This is a genomic window from Streptomyces sp. RG80 (assembly GCF_040446465.1).
GTDB lineage: Bacteria > Actinomycetota > Actinomycetes > Streptomycetales > Streptomycetaceae > Streptomyces.
The window spans coordinates 57,518-73,331 of the sequence record NZ_JBEAAJ010000020.1 but is presented as its reverse complement, the minus strand read 5'-3'; the positions used below and the strand labels follow the sequence as shown (position 1 = coordinate 73,331).

At 68.8% G+C, this 15,814-nt stretch carries 8 protein-coding genes and 4 tRNA genes; 5 read left to right on the top strand and 7 right to left on the bottom strand.

The annotated features are described in order from the left end of the window. Positions 1–37: 37 nt before the first annotated feature. From hrpA to ABKA17_RS45590, 7 genes are all read right to left on the bottom strand, one after another. On the bottom strand, positions 38–3,991 hold the full coding sequence (hrpA, locus tag ABKA17_RS45620; protein WP_353698364.1) for an ATP-dependent RNA helicase HrpA: 3,954 nt from the start codon (positions 3,989–3,991) through the stop codon (positions 38–40). 80 nt (positions 3,992–4,071) lie between these two features. After that, on the bottom strand, positions 4,072–5,703 hold the full coding sequence (locus tag ABKA17_RS45615) for a hypothetical protein (RefSeq protein WP_353698363.1): 1,632 nt from the start codon (positions 5,701–5,703) through the stop codon (positions 4,072–4,074). 79 nt (positions 5,704–5,782) lie between these two features. Next, positions 5,783–5,856, bottom strand: a tRNA-Phe gene (locus ABKA17_RS45610). Between the two features lie 24 nt (positions 5,857–5,880). Next, positions 5,881–5,955: transfer RNA gene (locus ABKA17_RS45605), tRNA-Asp, on the bottom strand. 38 nt (positions 5,956–5,993) lie between these two features. Then, positions 5,994–6,066 (bottom strand) — tRNA-Glu (locus ABKA17_RS45600). Between the two features lie 79 nt (positions 6,067–6,145). Then, entirely contained in the window at positions 6,146–7,741 is a 1,596-nt protein-coding gene (locus tag ABKA17_RS45595) for a metallophosphoesterase family protein (protein WP_353698362.1), read from the bottom strand. A gap of 101 nt (positions 7,742–7,842) precedes the next feature. Beyond that, positions 7,843–8,193, bottom strand: a complete 351-nt coding sequence (locus ABKA17_RS45590; protein WP_046259656.1) for a metallopeptidase family protein — start codon at positions 8,191–8,193, stop codon at positions 7,843–7,845. Between the two features lie 127 nt (positions 8,194–8,320). Here ABKA17_RS45590 and ABKA17_RS45585 point away from each other — a divergent pair, with 127 nt between their 5' ends. The 5 genes from ABKA17_RS45585 to ABKA17_RS45565 all read left to right on the top strand — a co-directional run bounded on the left by ABKA17_RS45585 (position 8,321) and on the right by ABKA17_RS45565 (position 15,774). Next, positions 8,321–8,836, top strand: a complete 516-nt coding sequence (locus ABKA17_RS45585) for a hypothetical protein (RefSeq protein WP_353698361.1) — start codon at positions 8,321–8,323, stop codon at positions 8,834–8,836. A gap of 228 nt (positions 8,837–9,064) precedes the next feature. Further along, on the top strand, positions 9,065–11,194 hold the full coding sequence (locus tag ABKA17_RS45580; RefSeq protein WP_353698360.1) for a DEAD/DEAH box helicase: 2,130 nt from the start codon (positions 9,065–9,067) through the stop codon (positions 11,192–11,194). A gap of 116 nt (positions 11,195–11,310) precedes the next feature. Then, positions 11,311–12,864, top strand: coding sequence for an amino acid permease (locus tag ABKA17_RS45575; protein ID WP_353698359.1), 1,554 nt, complete (start codon positions 11,311–11,313; stop codon positions 12,862–12,864). A gap of 99 nt (positions 12,865–12,963) precedes the next feature. Next, positions 12,964–13,036: transfer RNA gene (locus ABKA17_RS45570), tRNA-Lys, on the top strand. A 686-nt stretch (positions 13,037–13,722) separates the two neighbouring features. Beyond that, positions 13,723–15,774 carry a hypothetical protein gene (locus ABKA17_RS45565; RefSeq protein WP_353698358.1) on the top strand — a complete coding sequence of 684 codons (2,052 nt, stop codon included), beginning with the start codon at positions 13,723–13,725 and terminating at the stop codon, positions 15,772–15,774. Positions 15,775–15,814 lie beyond the last annotated feature (40 nt).

Sequence of the window (15,814 nt, the reverse complement as noted above, 5' to 3'; positions counted from 1 at the left end):
AGCCTGCTGCGCGAACTCACTCGGTGTGCAGGGGCGGTTACGGGGCGGCCGAGTCGATCGCCTTCACGATCCGCTTGTCCGAGACGGGGTACGCCGTGCCCAGCGCGTGCGCGAAGTAGCTGACCCGGAGCTCCTCGATCATCCAGCGGATGTCCAGGACGGAGGAGGGCACCGGACGCCCGCGCGGCAGCTGCTCCAGGAGCCAGGCGTACTCGTCCTGCATCTCGTGGACCTTCTCCATGCGCGTGGTGTCCCGCTGGACGTTCGTCGCCATCTGCTGGAGCCGACGGTCCGCGGCCACCAGATACCGCATCAGGTCCGGCAGCCGACGCAGCCCCGTGTCCGTCACGAAGCCCGGCCGCACGAGGGCGTCCAGCTGCTTGCGCACGTCCGTGAGGTTCGCCAGCAGCGCGGGGCTCCGTACGGCCTTCAGACGGCGCTCACAGGCCTGCCAGGCGGCCAGCACCTGCTGCACCTGGCCCACCGTACGGACCGTCGTGTCGACGATCTCGGCGCGCACCTTGTCGTAGAGCTTCCGGTACGACTCCTCGTCCCAGGCCGGTCCCCCGAAGTCGGCGATCAGCCGGTCCGCCGCCGCCATCGCGCAGTCGTCGAAGAGGGCCTGGATCGTGCCGTGGGGGTTGGCCGAGAGCGCGAGCTTCTGCGGGTTCGTCAGCTTCTCCGAGGCGAACTTGGCGGGGTTCACCGGGATGTTGCGCAGGATGAGCCGCCGGGTGCCCTTCCACATCGCCTCCGCCTGCTCCGCCTCCGTGTCGAAGAGGCGGACGGAGACCGTGTCGCCGTCGTCGACCAGCGCCGGGTACGCCTTCACCGGGTGGCCGGCGCGGCGGGTCTCGAAGACGCGGGTGAGGGAGCCGATGGTCCAGTCCGTGAGGCCCTTGCGTTCCAGGGACTCCCCACCCTGGCGTTCGGCGGTGGCCGCGGCCGCCTGTGAGAGGGCCTGGCGTGCCTTCGGCTTCAGCTGGAGCTTCAGGGCCTCCAGGTCCTTGTCCTCGGCGACCTTGCGGCGCCGCTCGTCGACGATGCGGAAGGTGATGCGCAGATGCTCCGGGACCCTCGACCAGTCGAAGTCCTCGGCCTCGAAGGGCACCCCGACCATCCGCTTCAGCTCACGCGCCATCGTGATCGTCAACGGCTCCTGGAGGGGGACCGCCGCGGCGAGGAAGCGCTGCGCGAAGTTCGGCGCCGGTACGTAGTTGCGGCGGATCGGCTTGGGCAGGGAACGGATCAGCTCCGTGACCACCTCTTCCCGCAGCCCCGGGATCTGCCAGTCGAAGCCCTCGTCCGTGACCTGGTTCAGCACCTGGAGCGGGATGTGGACCGTCACGCCGTCCGCGTCCGCACCCGGCTCGAACTGGTAGGTCACCCGGAACTTCAGCTGCCCCTGCCGCCACGAGTCCGGATAGTCGGCCTTGGTGACCGCCTCCGCGGACTCCCGGATGAGCATCTCGCGCTCGAAGTCCAGGAAGTCCGGCTGCTCGTGCCGCTTCCGCTTCCACCAGGAGTCGAAGTGGGCGCCGGAGACGACGTGTTCGGGCACCCGCTGCTCGTAGAAGTCGAAGAGCGTGTCGTCGTCGACCACGATGTCCCGGCGCCGCGCCCGGTGCTCCAACTCCTCGACCTCGCTGAGGAGTTTGCGGTTGTCGGCGTAGAACTTGTGGTGGGTGCGCCAGTCGCCCTCGACGAGCGCGTTGCGGATGAAAAGCTCGCGGCTCGTCTCCGGGTCGATCCGGCCGTAGTTCACCTTCCGCTGGGCGACGATCGGTACGCCGTACAGCGTGACCTTCTCGTACGCCATCACGGCCGCCTGGTCCTTCTCCCAGTGCGGTTCGGAGTACGTCCGCTTCAGGAGGTGCTCGGCGAGCGGCTCGACCCACTCCGGCTCGATCTTGGCGTTGACGCGGGCCCAGAGCCGCGAGGTCTCCACCAGCTCCGCGGACATGACGAACCGCGGCTGCTTCTTGAAGAGCGCCGAGCCCGGGAAGATCGCGAACTTGGCGCTGCGGGCGCCCAGGTACTCGTTCTTGTTGCCGTCCTTCACGTCCTTCATGCCGACGTGGGAGAGCAGTCCGGCGAGAAGGGAGACATGGACGCTCTGGTCGGCCGCGTCCTCCTCGTTGAGATGGATGCCCATCTGCTTGGCGACCGTTCTCAACTGCGAGTAGATGTCCTGCCATTCGCGGATGCGCAGGAAGTTCAGGTACTCCTGCTTGCACATCCGGCGGAAGGACGACGAACCCCGCTCCTTCTGCTGCTCGCGGACGTACCGCCACAGGTTGAGATAGGCGAGGAAGTCGCTCGTCTCGTCCTTGAAGCGGGCGTGCTGCTGGTCGGCCTGGGTCTGCTTGTCCGCGGGGCGCTCGCGCGGGTCCTGGATGGAGAGCGCGGCGGCTATGACCATGACCTCGCGGACACAGCCGTTCTTGTCGGCCTCCAGGACCATCCGGGCCAGGCGCGGGTCGACCGGCAGCTGGGCGAGCTTGCGGCCGGTGTCGGTGAGCCGCTTGCGCGGGTCCTTCTGGGCCGGGTCGAGGGCGTTCAGCTCCTGGAGCAGCTGTACGCCGTCGCGGATGTTGCGGTGGTCCGGCGGGTCGATGAAGGGGAACTTCTCGATGTCGCCGAGGCCGGCCGCGGTCATCTGGAGGATGACGGAGGCCAGGTTGGTGCGGAGGATCTCCGCGTCCGTGAACTCGGGCCGGCCCTCGAAGTCCTCTTCGGTGTAGAGCCGGATGCAGATGCCGTCGGACGTACGACCGCAGCGGCCCTTGCGCTGGTTGGCGCTGGCCTGTGAGATCGCCTCGATGGGGAGCCGCTGGACCTTGGTGCGGTGGCTGTAGCGGCTGATCCGGGCGAAGCCGGGGTCGATGACGTACTTGATGCCCGGGACGGTCAGCGAGGTCTCGGCCACGTTGGTAGCCAGAACGATCCTGCGCCCCGTGTGCTGCTGGAACACGCGGTGTTGCTCGGCGTGCGAGAGCCGGGCATAGAGGGGGAGTACCTCGGTGAACCGGTAGTTCTTCTTGTTGAGCGCGTCGGCAGTGTCCCGGATCTCCCGCTCACCGGAGAGGAAGACCAGGATGTCGCCCTTGCCCTCGCCCTGGAGCTCCTCGACGGCGTCGCAGATCGCGGTGATCTGGTCGCGGTCGGAGTCTTCGGAGTCCTCTTCGAGAAGCGGGCGGTAGCGGACCTCGACCGGGTACGTGCGGCCGCTGACCTCGACGATCGGGGCGTCCCCGAAGTGCCGGGAGAACCGCTCGGGGTCGATGGTCGCCGAGGTGATGACGACCTTGAGGTCGGGGCGCTTCGGCAGCAGCTGGGCCAGGTAACCGAGCAGGAAGTCGATGTTGAGGGACCGCTCGTGGGCCTCGTCGATGATGATCGTGTCGTAGGCGCGCAGCTCGCGGTCGGTCTGGATCTCGGCGAGCAGGATGCCGTCCGTCATCAGCTTGACGAAGGTCCCCTCCTGGTTCACCTGGTCGGTGAACCGCACCTTCCAGCCGACGGCCTCACCGAGCGGGGTGTCCAGCTCCTCGGCGACCCGCTCGGCGACGGTACGGGCGGCGATCCGGCGGGGCTGGGTGTGCCCGATCATGCCGCGGACACCGCGTCCCAGTTCCAGACAGATCTTCGGGATCTGGGTCGTCTTGCCGGAGCCGGTCTCACCGGCGACGATCACGACCTGGTGATCACGGATGGCGTCCGCGATCTCGTCCTTCTTCTGGCTGACGGGCAGCTGCTCGGGATAGCTGACGGCGGGCACACGTGCGCGCCGTCGGGCCATGCGGTCCTCGGCCTTGGCGACCTCGCCCTCGATCTCGGCGAGCACGGCGGCGCGGGCCTCCGGCTTGCGGATCTTGCGCGCGCCTTCGAGCCTGCGCCCGAGCCGCTGCGCGTCGCGCAGGGAGAGCTCGGTCAGGCGGGGAGCGAGGGCCCCGAGGGCCGGGACACCGGGGGCAGGATGCGTAGACATACGCGATCCAGGATCTCATCCCGCACAAAGAAGGGGCGAACCCTTTTGGGCCCGCCCCTTCTCACAGCTCCCCGCGCACGTCACCGCACGTCGACGTAGTCCTCCGTGCCGCTGCCCACGAAGTGCTTGCCGTCGGGATACAGGTGGACGGCCACCCAGGTGCCGTCCTGCTGGGCGGTGAAGCCCTTGCTGAAGGAACCGCTCGCCTTGGTCGTGACGGTGCTCATCAGGTACCAGCCGCTCTCGCCCTTGGGCCGGAAGAGGATCTGGACCTTCTTGTCGCCGTACGCCGTCCAGGACGTCGAGCCGACCTTGCGCTCCTGGAGCACGCCCTTCACGGTGATCGTCCGGCCCTTGTAGACCGGTTCCGGAGAGGCGTTGCCGTCCTTGACCCGGGTCAGGGCGCGGTTGCGGCGCAGACTGTCGCTGACGGAGCCCTTCATGTCCTTGGCCGCGGAACCGGCGTAGCGCAGCCGCCAGTAGCCGTCGGTGTAGCCGGGCAGGTCCTCGACGATGAACTGCGAGTCCAGCTGGGTCCTCAGCGTCTTCTTCGTGGTCCAGCCGGTCCGGCCGTCGGCCGAGTACTGGACGTCGACGTTGACGCTGCCGCCGGTGTCCCGGCCGGCCGCCCGGAGGCTGCCGGTGATCTCCAGCCGGGCGTACTCGTCGATCCGCGCGGTGAACTCGGTGAAGTCGGTCGTCGCGGTGGTCCACACCGGGACCTCGACCTTCGCGGTGCGCTCGATCCAGGCGTTGTACGGGTACGCCGGGAAGCCGACCTCGTAGACGGTCTTACGGCCGTACGGGTACTTCTCCAGGGTGAAGCGGCCGTCGGCGTCGGTGGTGTCCTCGCTGGCGTCGGTGATGCTGCCGTCGCGGTAGTCCAGCTCGACGGGGATGCCGGCCAGCGGCTTCCACCGGTCGCCGCTGAGGTACTGGAGGGTGCCGGTGACGGCGATCTTCTGGCCCGAGGTGACGTGGAAGTTGCGCTTGTCCTTGTCGAGGACGAAGCGGGTCTTCGCGGGCTGGGTCCTGATGTCGAGCCACGGGTAGACGGTGGCGTAGCCGAGGTCTCCGTTGTAGGTGGCCCAGGCCCAGCCGCCGCCGTCGGTGAGCTCACGGGAGGCGGAGAAGTGTCCGGCCTCGTCGCTCGTCACGGTCAGGTCGCCGTTCTGGCCGAGCCGCAGGTCGACGCTCGCGCCGGGCAGCGGCACGGTCTCGCGGGTGCTGGGGTCGCGCAGGACGAGGTCGCCCTCGCCGGTGACCGTCCTGTGCTCGATGTCCGGGGTGAGCGGTGTGACGGTGAAGCCGCTGATCACGGGCTGCTTCTGGTACTTCAGCGTGCCCGCGTTCTTCTGGACCGTCGTCTCGCCCGCGGTGTTCGTGGCCTCGATGTCGATCGTGTAGTCGCCGAGGGTGTCGAGGTGGACGGGCTGGGAGGACCAGACGCCTTCCCACGAGCTCGTGTAGTACGTCTGCTTGAAGTCGGTGACCGTGGCCACCGGGGTGTCGGTCTCGCCGCTGCCGACGGGCCGCAGCGACGCGGTGATCTTGTCGATCTCGCCGCTGTAGTTGAGGCGTACGTCGATGACCGACCAGTCGGCCTGGTCGCTGTACGCGTCCTTCACGGTCGGGCCCGCGGCATGGGCCGTGCCGGGTATCGCGAGTGTGGAGACCAGCACGGCACCGGCCGTCACCAGTCCTCTGACCATGCGTCTCAAGAACCCCCCTAGGCTCTCTGTGAGCGACGAAAACCCCCTCCGGTCACCCGGAGGGGGTTTTCGTACTGAGTGGCTGGGGCCGGGGTCGAACCGGCGACCTATCGCTTTTCAGGCGATCGCTCGTACCAACTGAGCTACCCAGCCACGAGGTTTCCGAGGAAACCTCAGCGGTCCTGACGGGATTTGAACCCGCGGCCTCCACCTTGACAGGGTGGCGAGCACTCCAAACTGCTCCACAGGACCAAGCTGTTGCGTACGACAGTGTCGCACACGGTGATGCGTGCCCCCAACGGGATTCGAACCCGTGCTACCGCCTTGAAAGGGCGGCGTCCTAGGCCGCTAGACGATGAGGGCTATCGGCCCGCCTTGCGCTTCGCAGCGCGTCGGGGACGTGAGAAGCATATGGGATGCCGGGAGGTATCGCCAAAACGGTTTAGGGAGCGCTCGGGGAGGGGGTGGGCGGCGGGCTCGGGGTGGGGGTCGGCGTGGGTGTCGGAGTCGGGGTGGCTCCCGGCTGGTTCTCCTCCGGCAGGTGGCGGCTGACCTCGGCCGTCGTCAGGCCGAGCCCGCCGAGTTTGATCTCGTCCCAGGCCTGGAGGCGGCGGGAGTCGCGGTCGAAGTAGAGGATCGAGGCCTCGATGGGGTCCGGGTACTTCCCTTCCACCGCGCGCAGCCCGCTGCCGCCGGTGGAGCCCTCGACGCGCAGCCGGGTGCCGTTGCGCAGGACCTCCATCTCCTGGTGGTGCAGATGGCCGGAGAGCACCAGCGGCACCGACCCGTCGACCTCCCGCGCGGCCGACGGCTCGTGCGCGACGGCGACATCGACCGGTTTCCCGGCGGTCGTGTAGTCGCGCAGCGCGGCGGCGAGCCGGGCGCCCGCGGCCTCCTGGGACTCCTCGGCGCCCGGTTTCTCGCTGCGGTCGGGGGTGAACTGGGGGTCGCCGATGCCCGCGAACCGCAGTCCGGCGACGCTCTCGGCCCGCCCGCCGTCGAGGACGTGCACGTTCTTCAGACCCTCCAGATAGCGCTGGGTGATCTTGGAGTCGTGGTTGCCGCGCACCCACACATAGGGCGCCCCGAGGTCCTCGATCGGATCCAGGAAGCCGTTCTCGGCGGCCGTGCCGTGGTCCATGGTGTCGCCGGAGTCGACGATGACGTTGACCTGGTACTGCTCCACCAGCGAGGCGATGATCTTCCAGCTCGCCGGGTTGAGATGGATGTCGGAGACGTGCAGGACACGGATGGTGCTCGGGTCGGGCGCGTAGGCGGGGAGCGTGGAGGTGACGTCGTACAGCTTGGTCACGTTGGTGACGAGCCGGGCCAACTCCCGCTGGTAGACGTCGAACTCGGTGACGATGTTGCGCGCGTTGCCGACCAGGGAGGGGGCGGAGGAGAGCAGCCCGGAGAACTTCGGCTCCAGGACCGAGTCGGGGTTCCACGTGGCGTACGCCGTTCCGCCGGAGGCGGCCAGCAGGCCGAGGGCGAGGCCGCCGGCGGCGAGGGCGCGGCGGGGGCGGCGGTAGACGGCCAGACCGAGGGCGGTGGCTCCGCCGACGACGGCCACGCAGGACCGCAGGGCCAGGTCGAGGGTGCCGTGCTCGACGTCCTCGGCGACCTCCTCCTGGAGTCCGGAGATGCGCTCGGGGTGGTCGACCAGGGCCTGGGCGCGGGCCGGGTCCAACTGGTCGACGTTGACGTCCAGGCGGACGGGGGCGTGGTGGCTGTCCAGCTGGAGGGCGCCCAGCGGGGAGACGTTGATCTTCGTGCCGCCGGTGAAGGACGGACGCAGGGTCATCGTCGTGTTCATGGGTCCGACGGGGGTGCGGACGTTGCCCACGATCAGCAGGCCGAGCCACGCCCCGAGCAGCACGACGGCCACCAGCCCGAAGGCCCGGGTCCAGGGGTGCGGCTGGTGGACGAGCTCGAGCGTCGGCAGCGGGCGGCGGGTGCGGTAGTGCCGGGCGAGGGCGCGCGGCGAGCGGCGTACACGGATCAGGACGTTCAGGACTGCGGCGGGGACGCGGGCCATTGGTCCCGTATGCCCAAGTCCGGAGGTGGATATGCGAGGTGTCTACGGGGGCCGGTGACTCGCGTCCGAGGGGTGGGGTGCTTTGTGCGGGGCCGGGGCCGTCAGCCCCAGCCCAGTTCGTGGAGGCGTTCGTCGTCGATGCCGAAGTGGTGGGCGATCTCGTGGATCACGGTCACGGCGACCTCGTGGACCACGTCGTCCTCGGTCTCGCAGAAGCGCAGCGTCGGGCCCATGTAGATGGAGATGCGGTCGGGCAGTACGCCGGCGTACCACTCGCCGCGGTCGGTGAGGGGGGTGCCCTCGTAGAGGCCGAGGAGTTCGGGGTCGTCGGCGGGAGGCTCGTCCTCGACGAACACGGCGACGTTGTCCATGACCCGGGTGAGCTCGGGCGGGATCTGGTCCAGGGCCTGGCTCACGAGTTCTTCGAAGGCTTCGCGCGTCATCTCCAGCACAGGGCCATTGTCAGGGACGCCGCGCCCGGAGCGGAGGCGGCCGCGGACGAGGCTTGCGCGTGTCCTCTTGTGGGCGGCGGGAGTTGAACAGGTTGACTCCTTCACCCGCCCTCGGAGGTGGCTGCCCGTGCGCCCCTTGTACGTACCCGTCCGTCTGGCCGCCACGGTGATGGCGGTCGCGGCCGCCACCGGCTGTATGAGCGTGGGCGACGACGACGGAGGCAAGAGCGCCAAGCCCTCCCATTCCGCCGGTCAGCGGGGTGGCGAGGCGCCCGACGGCGGATCGGCGGTGTCGGGCGGGGGCGGCGGGTACGGGGCCGCCGGGACCGACGGCAAGCACGGGAAGAAGAAGGGCAAGGACAAGGCGGAGGAGTCGGCGTCGCCCTCCGCCTCGGCGTCCGACGGCACCGAGGCGTCCCCCTCCGCGGAACCCAGGCCCGGCAAGTCGGACAAGCCTCAGCCGACCCCGACCAAGGCGCCGCCGACCCCGACGAAGACCCCCGAGCCGGAGCCGACGCCGACCCCGACGCCGCCCTCTCCCACGCCCGAGCCCACCCCCGAGCCGTCCTCGTCCGCGCACCAGGAGACCGGGCCCCAGCTGGCTCAACGGGAGCCGGCCCCGGCGGCGGGGACGCCCGCGTGAGGGCCCCGTGCCGGTGTGACGTACGTCAATGGGGTTCGGTTTGCCTTCGGGGGTGATGGGTGCGTATGGTTATAGATCGTTTGATTCATTTGCCCGGCGCCAACGCAGAAGCGCGCCGTGTGGCGCGTTCTCTCCCTTGCCGTGGCTGACCGCATAGAGGCGGTCGTATTGCGAATCACGGAGTTGACGGGCGCGTGCCGACGAGACTCCGGAAGGTTTCGCATACGCATGTCCATTTCCAGTTCTGATCACGCCGTCATGCCCGAGAACGGCGAGAACGAGATCGTCGAGGAGACCCCCGAGGTCACCTTCGCCGACCTCGGTCTCCCCGAGGGCGTCGTGCGCAAGCTCGCGCAGAACGGCGTGACCACCCCCTTCCCGATCCAGGCCGCGACCATCCCGGACGCCCTGGCCGGCAAGGACATCCTCGGCCGTGGCCGCACCGGCTCCGGCAAGACCCTCTCCTTCGGTCTGCCGGTCCTGGCGCGTCTCGCCGGCGGCCGCACCGAGAAGCACAAGCCCCGCGCGGTCATCCTCACCCCGACCCGCGAGCTCGCGATGCAGGTCGCGGACGCCCTCCAGCCCTACGGCGACGTCGTGGGCCTGAAGATGAAGGTCGTCTGCGGCGGTACGTCGATGGGCAACCAGATCTACGCCCTGGAGCGCGGCGTCGACATCCTCGTCGCCACCCCGGGCCGGCTGCGCGACATCATCAACCGCGGCGCCTGCTCCCTGGAGAACGTCGAGGTCGCCGTCCTCGACGAGGCCGACCAGATGTCCGACCTGGGCTTCCTGCCCGAGGTCACCGAGCTGCTCGACCAGGTCCCGGCCGGCGGCCAGCGCATGCTGTTCTCGGCCACCATGGAGAACGAGATCTCCACGCTGGTCAAGCGCTACCTGGTCGACCCGGTCAGCCACGAGGTCGACGCCGCCCAGGGCGCGGTGACGACCATGTCGCACCACATCCTCATCGTGAAGCCCAAGGACAAGGCGCCGGTCACCGCCGCGATCGCCTCCCGCAAGGGCCGCACCATCATCTTCGTCCGCACCCAGCTGGGTGCGGACCGTATCGCCGAGCAGCTGCGCGAGTCGGGCGTGAAGGCCGACGCGCTGCACGGCGGCATGACCCAGGGTGCCCGCACCCGGACGCTGGCCGACTTCAAGGAGGGCTACGTCAACGCGCTCGTCGCGACCGACGTCGCCGCCCGCGGTATCCACGTCGACGGCATCGACCTGGTCCTGAACGTGGACCCGGCCGGTGACCACAAGGACTACCTGCACCGCGCCGGCCGTACGGCCCGTGCGGGCCGCACCGGCACGGTGGTCTCCCTCTCGCTGCCGCACCAGCGCCGCCAGATCTTCCGCCTGATGGAGGACGCGGGCGTCGACGCCGGGCGTCACATCATCCAGGGCGCCGGCGCCTTCGACCCCGAGGTCGCCGAGATCACCGGTGCCCGGTCGATGACCGAGGTCCAGGCCGAGTCCGCGGGCAACGCCGCGCAGCAGGCCGAGCGCGAGGTGTCCTCCCTCACCAAGCAGCTGGAGCGGGCGCAGCGCCGCGCGACCGAGCTGCGCGAGGAGGCCGACCGCCTCGTCGCCCGGGCCGCCCGCGACCGCGGTGAGGACCCGGAGGCCGCGGTGGCCGAGGCGCAGGCCGCGGCGATCGTCGAGGCCGCCGAGGTGTCCGTGCCCGAGCAGCCCGATGCGCAGGACGTCGACCGTGGCGGGTTCCGCCGTGACGACCGCCGTGACGACCGCGGTGGCCGTTCCTTCGAGCGTCGCGACGACCGAGGTGGCCGTGGCTTCGAGCGTCGGGACAACGACCGTGGCGGGTTCCGTCGCGACGACCGTCGGGACGACCGCGGTGGCCGTTCCTTCGAGCGCCGTGACGACCGCGGTGGGTTCAACCGTGACCGTGACGACCGTGGTGGGCGTTCCTTCGAGCGTCGGGACAACGACCGTGGTGGCTTCCGCCGCGACGACCGTCCCTCCGACCGTCCGGCGGGCCGTTCCTTCGAGCGTCGGGACGACCGCGGTGGGTTCAACCGTGACCGTGACGACCGTGGTGGGCGTTCCTTCGAGCGTCGGGACAACGACCGTGGCGGGTTCCGCCGCGACGACCGTCCCTCCGACCGTCCGGCGGGCCGTTCCTTCGAGCGTCGGGACGACCGCGGTGGGCACCGTGGCAGCGACCGTCCGTTCAACCGTGACCGCCGTGACGACCGCCCGGGCTTCCGCTCCGGTGGTCACGACCGCCCCTACGGCCGTCGTGACGACCACCGTGGCACCGGCTCCGGTTCCGGCTCCTCCTCCTTCGGCCGTCGTGACGACAAGCCGCGCTGGAAGCGCAACGGCTGACGCCGACTGAAGTCACCGGCTCCGGCCGGTCCATGAGAAGGGCCCCTTCCTCGAAGGGGCCCTTTTTGGCCATCTGTGATGCATGTCACGGCCCCGGCAGGGGAATCGCTGGGGACATGACAGATGACGACATAGCGAGTGGGCAGTCGAAGGTCTCCGGACTCTCCGACGAGGAACGGCTTGCCCAGCTCGGCTACACGCAGGTCCTGGCCCGCCGGATGTCGGCGTTCTCCAACTACGCGGTCTCCTTCACGATCATCTCGGTCCTGTCAGGCTGCCTGACGCTGTATCTGTTCGGCATGAACACCGGCGGCCCCGCGGTGATGATGTGGGGCTGGGTCGCGGTCGGTCTGATGACGTTGTTCGTCGGACTGTCGATGGCCGAGATCTGTTCGGCCTATCCGACGTCGGCAGGCCTGTACTTCTGGGCGCACAAGCTCGCCCCCAGCCGGTCCGCGGCCGCCTGGGCGTGGTTCACGGGCTGGTTCAACGTGCTCGGCCAGGTCGCGGTGACCGCCGGCATCGACTTCGGCGCGGCGTCCTTCCTCGGCGCCTATCTGAACCTCCAGTTCGACTTCGAGGTGACCCCGGGCCGCACGATCCTGCTCTTCGCGGGCATCCTCGTGCTGCACGGCCTGCTGAACACCTTCGGCGTGCGGATCGTCGCCATCCTCAACAGCGTGAGCGTGTGGTGGCACGTGATCGGCGTGGCGGTCATCGTCGGCGCGCTGACCTTCGTACCCGACCACCACCAGTCCGCGTCCTTCGTGTTCACCGAGTTCGTCAACAACACGGGCTGGGGGAGCGGGGTCTACGTCGTCGCCCTGGGTCTGCTGATGGCCCAGTACACCTTCACCGGCTACGACGCCTCCGCCCATATGACCGAGGAGACCCACGACGCCTCGACGGCCGGCCCGAAGGGGATCGTGCAGTCGATCTGGACGTCGTGGATCGCGGGCTTCGTCCTCCTCCTCGGCTTCACCTTCGCCATCCAGTCCTACGACGGCGCGCTGAACTCCTCGACGGGCGCACCCCCGGCGCAGATCCTCCTGGACGCCCTCGGCGCGACCGCCGGCAAGCTGCTGCTGCTCGTCGTGATCGGGGCGCAGCTGTTCTGCGGGATGGCGTCGGTGACCGCCAACAGCCGCATGATCTACGCCTTCTCGCGCGACGGCGCGCTGCCCTTCTCGCACATCTGGCACACCGTCAGCCCGCGCACCCGCACCCCCGTCGCGGCGGTGTGGCTGGCGGCGATGGGCGCGCTGGTACTGGGCCTGCCGTATCTGATCAACGTGACGGCGTACGCGGCCGTCACCTCGATCGCCGTGATCGGGCTCTACATCGCCTACGTCATCCCGACCCTGCTGCGGTTGCGCAAGGGCGAGGCGTTCCAGCGCGGGCCGTGGCATCTGGGCCGCTGGTCCACGGCGATCGGCGCGGTGTCGGTGGTGTGGGTCGGTGTGATCACGATCCTCTTCATGCTGCCGCAGCTCTCCCCCGTCACCTGGGAGACCTTCAACTACGCCCCGGTGGCCGTCCTGGTGGTGCTCGGCTCCGCGGCGGCCTGGTGGTTCGCCTCGGCCCGGCACTGGTTCCTCAACCCGGAGCACGCGCGGACCCGGGCCCGCGAGGCGGCCCGCAAGGGGGCGCCCGAACCGGTCGATCCGTGACCTTTGCGCCCCCTCCCACCCACCCGGCGCGGCCGTGTCCCCGATACCCGATCGGAGACACGGCCACGTCCGGCTATGCTCGGGGAGGCAACATCGCCTGGGCCCTTAGCTCAATTGGCAGAGCAGTGGACTTTTAATCCATTGGTTGTGGGTTCGAGTCCCACAGGGCCTACGGTGCGGGTGGCGGAGGTAACCCCTCTGACCTGCTGTGCAGCGCTCGGGTCGACTTCGGTCGGCTCGGGCGCTGACTCGTTTCTTGGGCCGTGCGTGAGCGATGCGTGAGCGGATGTGCCCATGGCCTCGAGTTTTGCTCGTCGGGCCGACGCCGTGTCGCTGAACAGTCTCCAAGGAGCCGCGGGCGGATCTGGGGATCGCGGCCAGCTTTGGCGAGATGACCGCACGTCGGTCCTTCCGTGCGTGACGCCGCTCGCGCGTGACGCTGCCGGGGCAACCGGATCGTCGTTGGCGTGCACTGGTCTTGTGTCCCAAAGGTGATCAGTCTCGGGGCCACCGAGGAGGCTGCCCCGAGACCAAGGGGTGGAGCTACGAGGTGAGCCAGGTGATTGCAGCTTCCGTGGCTCCGGAAACGAGGCCGCCCAGGACAGCGCAGATCAACGTCAGGCACACGTGGCGTGTCAGGCGCTTGCGGGACATGGAACCTCCGTGGGTCGCGGTCAACAGAAGGCAGTCGGCCGACTGACGCCTACCTTGGCGGCTGCGCGGAGGCTGTCTCCCAGTTGCGACGAGCACGGTGTCTCGCGGGGAGTTTGTGCAGTTCAGGGAGTTCCCGGAACTAAGCAACGGGATGATGGTGCGATGAGTCGCGACAGAATGGGTGGACCGGCGAAGCGGCCTCGAATGCTTGAACGCGCGTCGGTGGGCTGGCCGCCTCCGCTGCGAGATCTGAAGGATCTTCTCTTCAGGGCATACGTGGAGGCGAGCACACCGAGTCTCGATGAGATCGCCGAGGACATCTCCGCGGACGATGAACTGCCCGGGGCCCCGGGACGGGACACCATTCGCCGATGTATCAGTTCCCCGGATGTCCCAGCCAGCCAGGCCGACACCGTTGCTGTCGCTGTCGTACTTGCCCGCCGCGCGCGATGGGACGCGGGGGACGTGGCTGCGCGCGTGCGCGAGTTGTGGGTCGAGGCACGGATGCATACCCCGGTCGGCCGGTTGCTCACCGCGTACGACGAGCGGCTCGTCTTGGACGACTTGGAAGTGCACCCCGCCGTCATCCCTCAACGTGGTCTTGGCGCACTAGGGTTGCTCCCGGCCTACATTCCGCGAGAGGCCGATCGAGTACTGGCCGAGGCAACCACATCGGCAGCGGACGGACGCAGCAACCTCGTGATCTTGGTTGGCGGATCCTCCACGGGCAAGACCCGGTCCTGCTGGGAAGCCGTCAGGAAGCTGCCTGACGGCTGGCGGCTGTGGCATCCGATCGAACCTGACCGTACGACGGCTTTCATCGCGGAGGTGGACCAGGTTGGGCCACAGACTGTGGTGTGGATCAACGAAGCCCAGCACTACCTCCTCCCGGAGGAGCACAGTGCGCAGGTCTCCTCTAGCCTCCGGGCCCTCCTCAATGACCCCGACCGGGCGCCAGTGCTGGTGGTCGGCACCCTATGGCGCGAGCACTGGGACACGCTGACCCGTGTGCCGGATCCTCGGATGCCGGACCCGTATGCGCAGGCCCGCCAACTACTCAAGGGCAAGAGCATCGAGGCCCCTGAGGCTTTCTCTGAGCACGAGTTGGGGGCCGTACGGGGGACAGCTGCAAACGACCCCCGCTTGACGGAGGCGCTGCACCATGCGGAAGCAGGGCGGATCGCTCAGTACCTGGCTGGCGGGCCAGCCCTAATCGAGCGTTACAACCACGCGCCCCCAGGCGCGAAGGCTCTGATCAAGGCTGCCTTGGATGTACTTCGCCTCGGCCATGGTGAGGACCTTCCTCGCGCCCTCCTGGAGGCAGCTGCTCCCGGATATCTCAGCGATGCCGAGTGGGACGCTCTACCTGATGACTGGCCGGCGGTCGCCTGGGACTACGTCACGGACACGCGAGCTTGCCGCGGGGCCCGTAGTCCGCTCTACCGCCGTCGGCCTCAGCGGGCGGTGTCTCAGCAGCAATCGCACTACTGTCTCGCCGATTTCCTCAAGCAACGCGTGCCCCGCAGCACCGCTGTGGGGCTGAGCCTCGGTGCCCAGGATGACGGACCAACGGTTCCTGGACACCTGTGGAACGCTTTGACTGAGCACAGCGCAGTCCAGGCACGTGTGTCACTCGCTGGTGCTGCGCAGGCCCGCGGCTATTTCCGTGTAGCCATGCGCCTCTACTACGGAGCCGCTGAGGCGGGTGATAGCAAGGCGCTGCGACCAGCAGCTGACCTCTTGCGCGCCGCGGGCCGCACCCACGAAGCCATCACGTGGTACATGCGGGGTGCTGAGGGTGGCGATGTTCTCGCCCTTGGCTGGGCGGTGCTACTGCTCACAAGGTCTGGCAGGACAGACGAAGCCGTGGTGTGTCACCAGCGGACATGCGAAGCGAGCGACGCCGACTTGCTTGAGATGGAGCCCCTGCTGGAGAGAATGAAGGAAATCGAAGACGCCGATGCCTGGGTTCAACACAATGCCGTGAACACAGCCAGGGTGTCCCTGGCGTGGGCACCGCTCATGCTCAGGGATGGTTACGCCTGGCTGCTGCAGGAGCCGGACCGTGTGAGCGGCGCCCTTCGGCGACTACGGGCCCACGCCGAGGCGGGCAACGCTGGCGCCTTGATCATCGCCGCCGAACTACTGGGCACCGCTGGCCGAAAGGCAGAGGGCAGGAGCTTGCGGGCGTACGGCTGGGAACCGGGAGAAGGCGTCGCAGAGCCATGGGAGGTACTACCGCCACGCAACGAATAGTGGAGATCGGTTTTGTGTCTCTCGCAGATCGCCGTGAGAA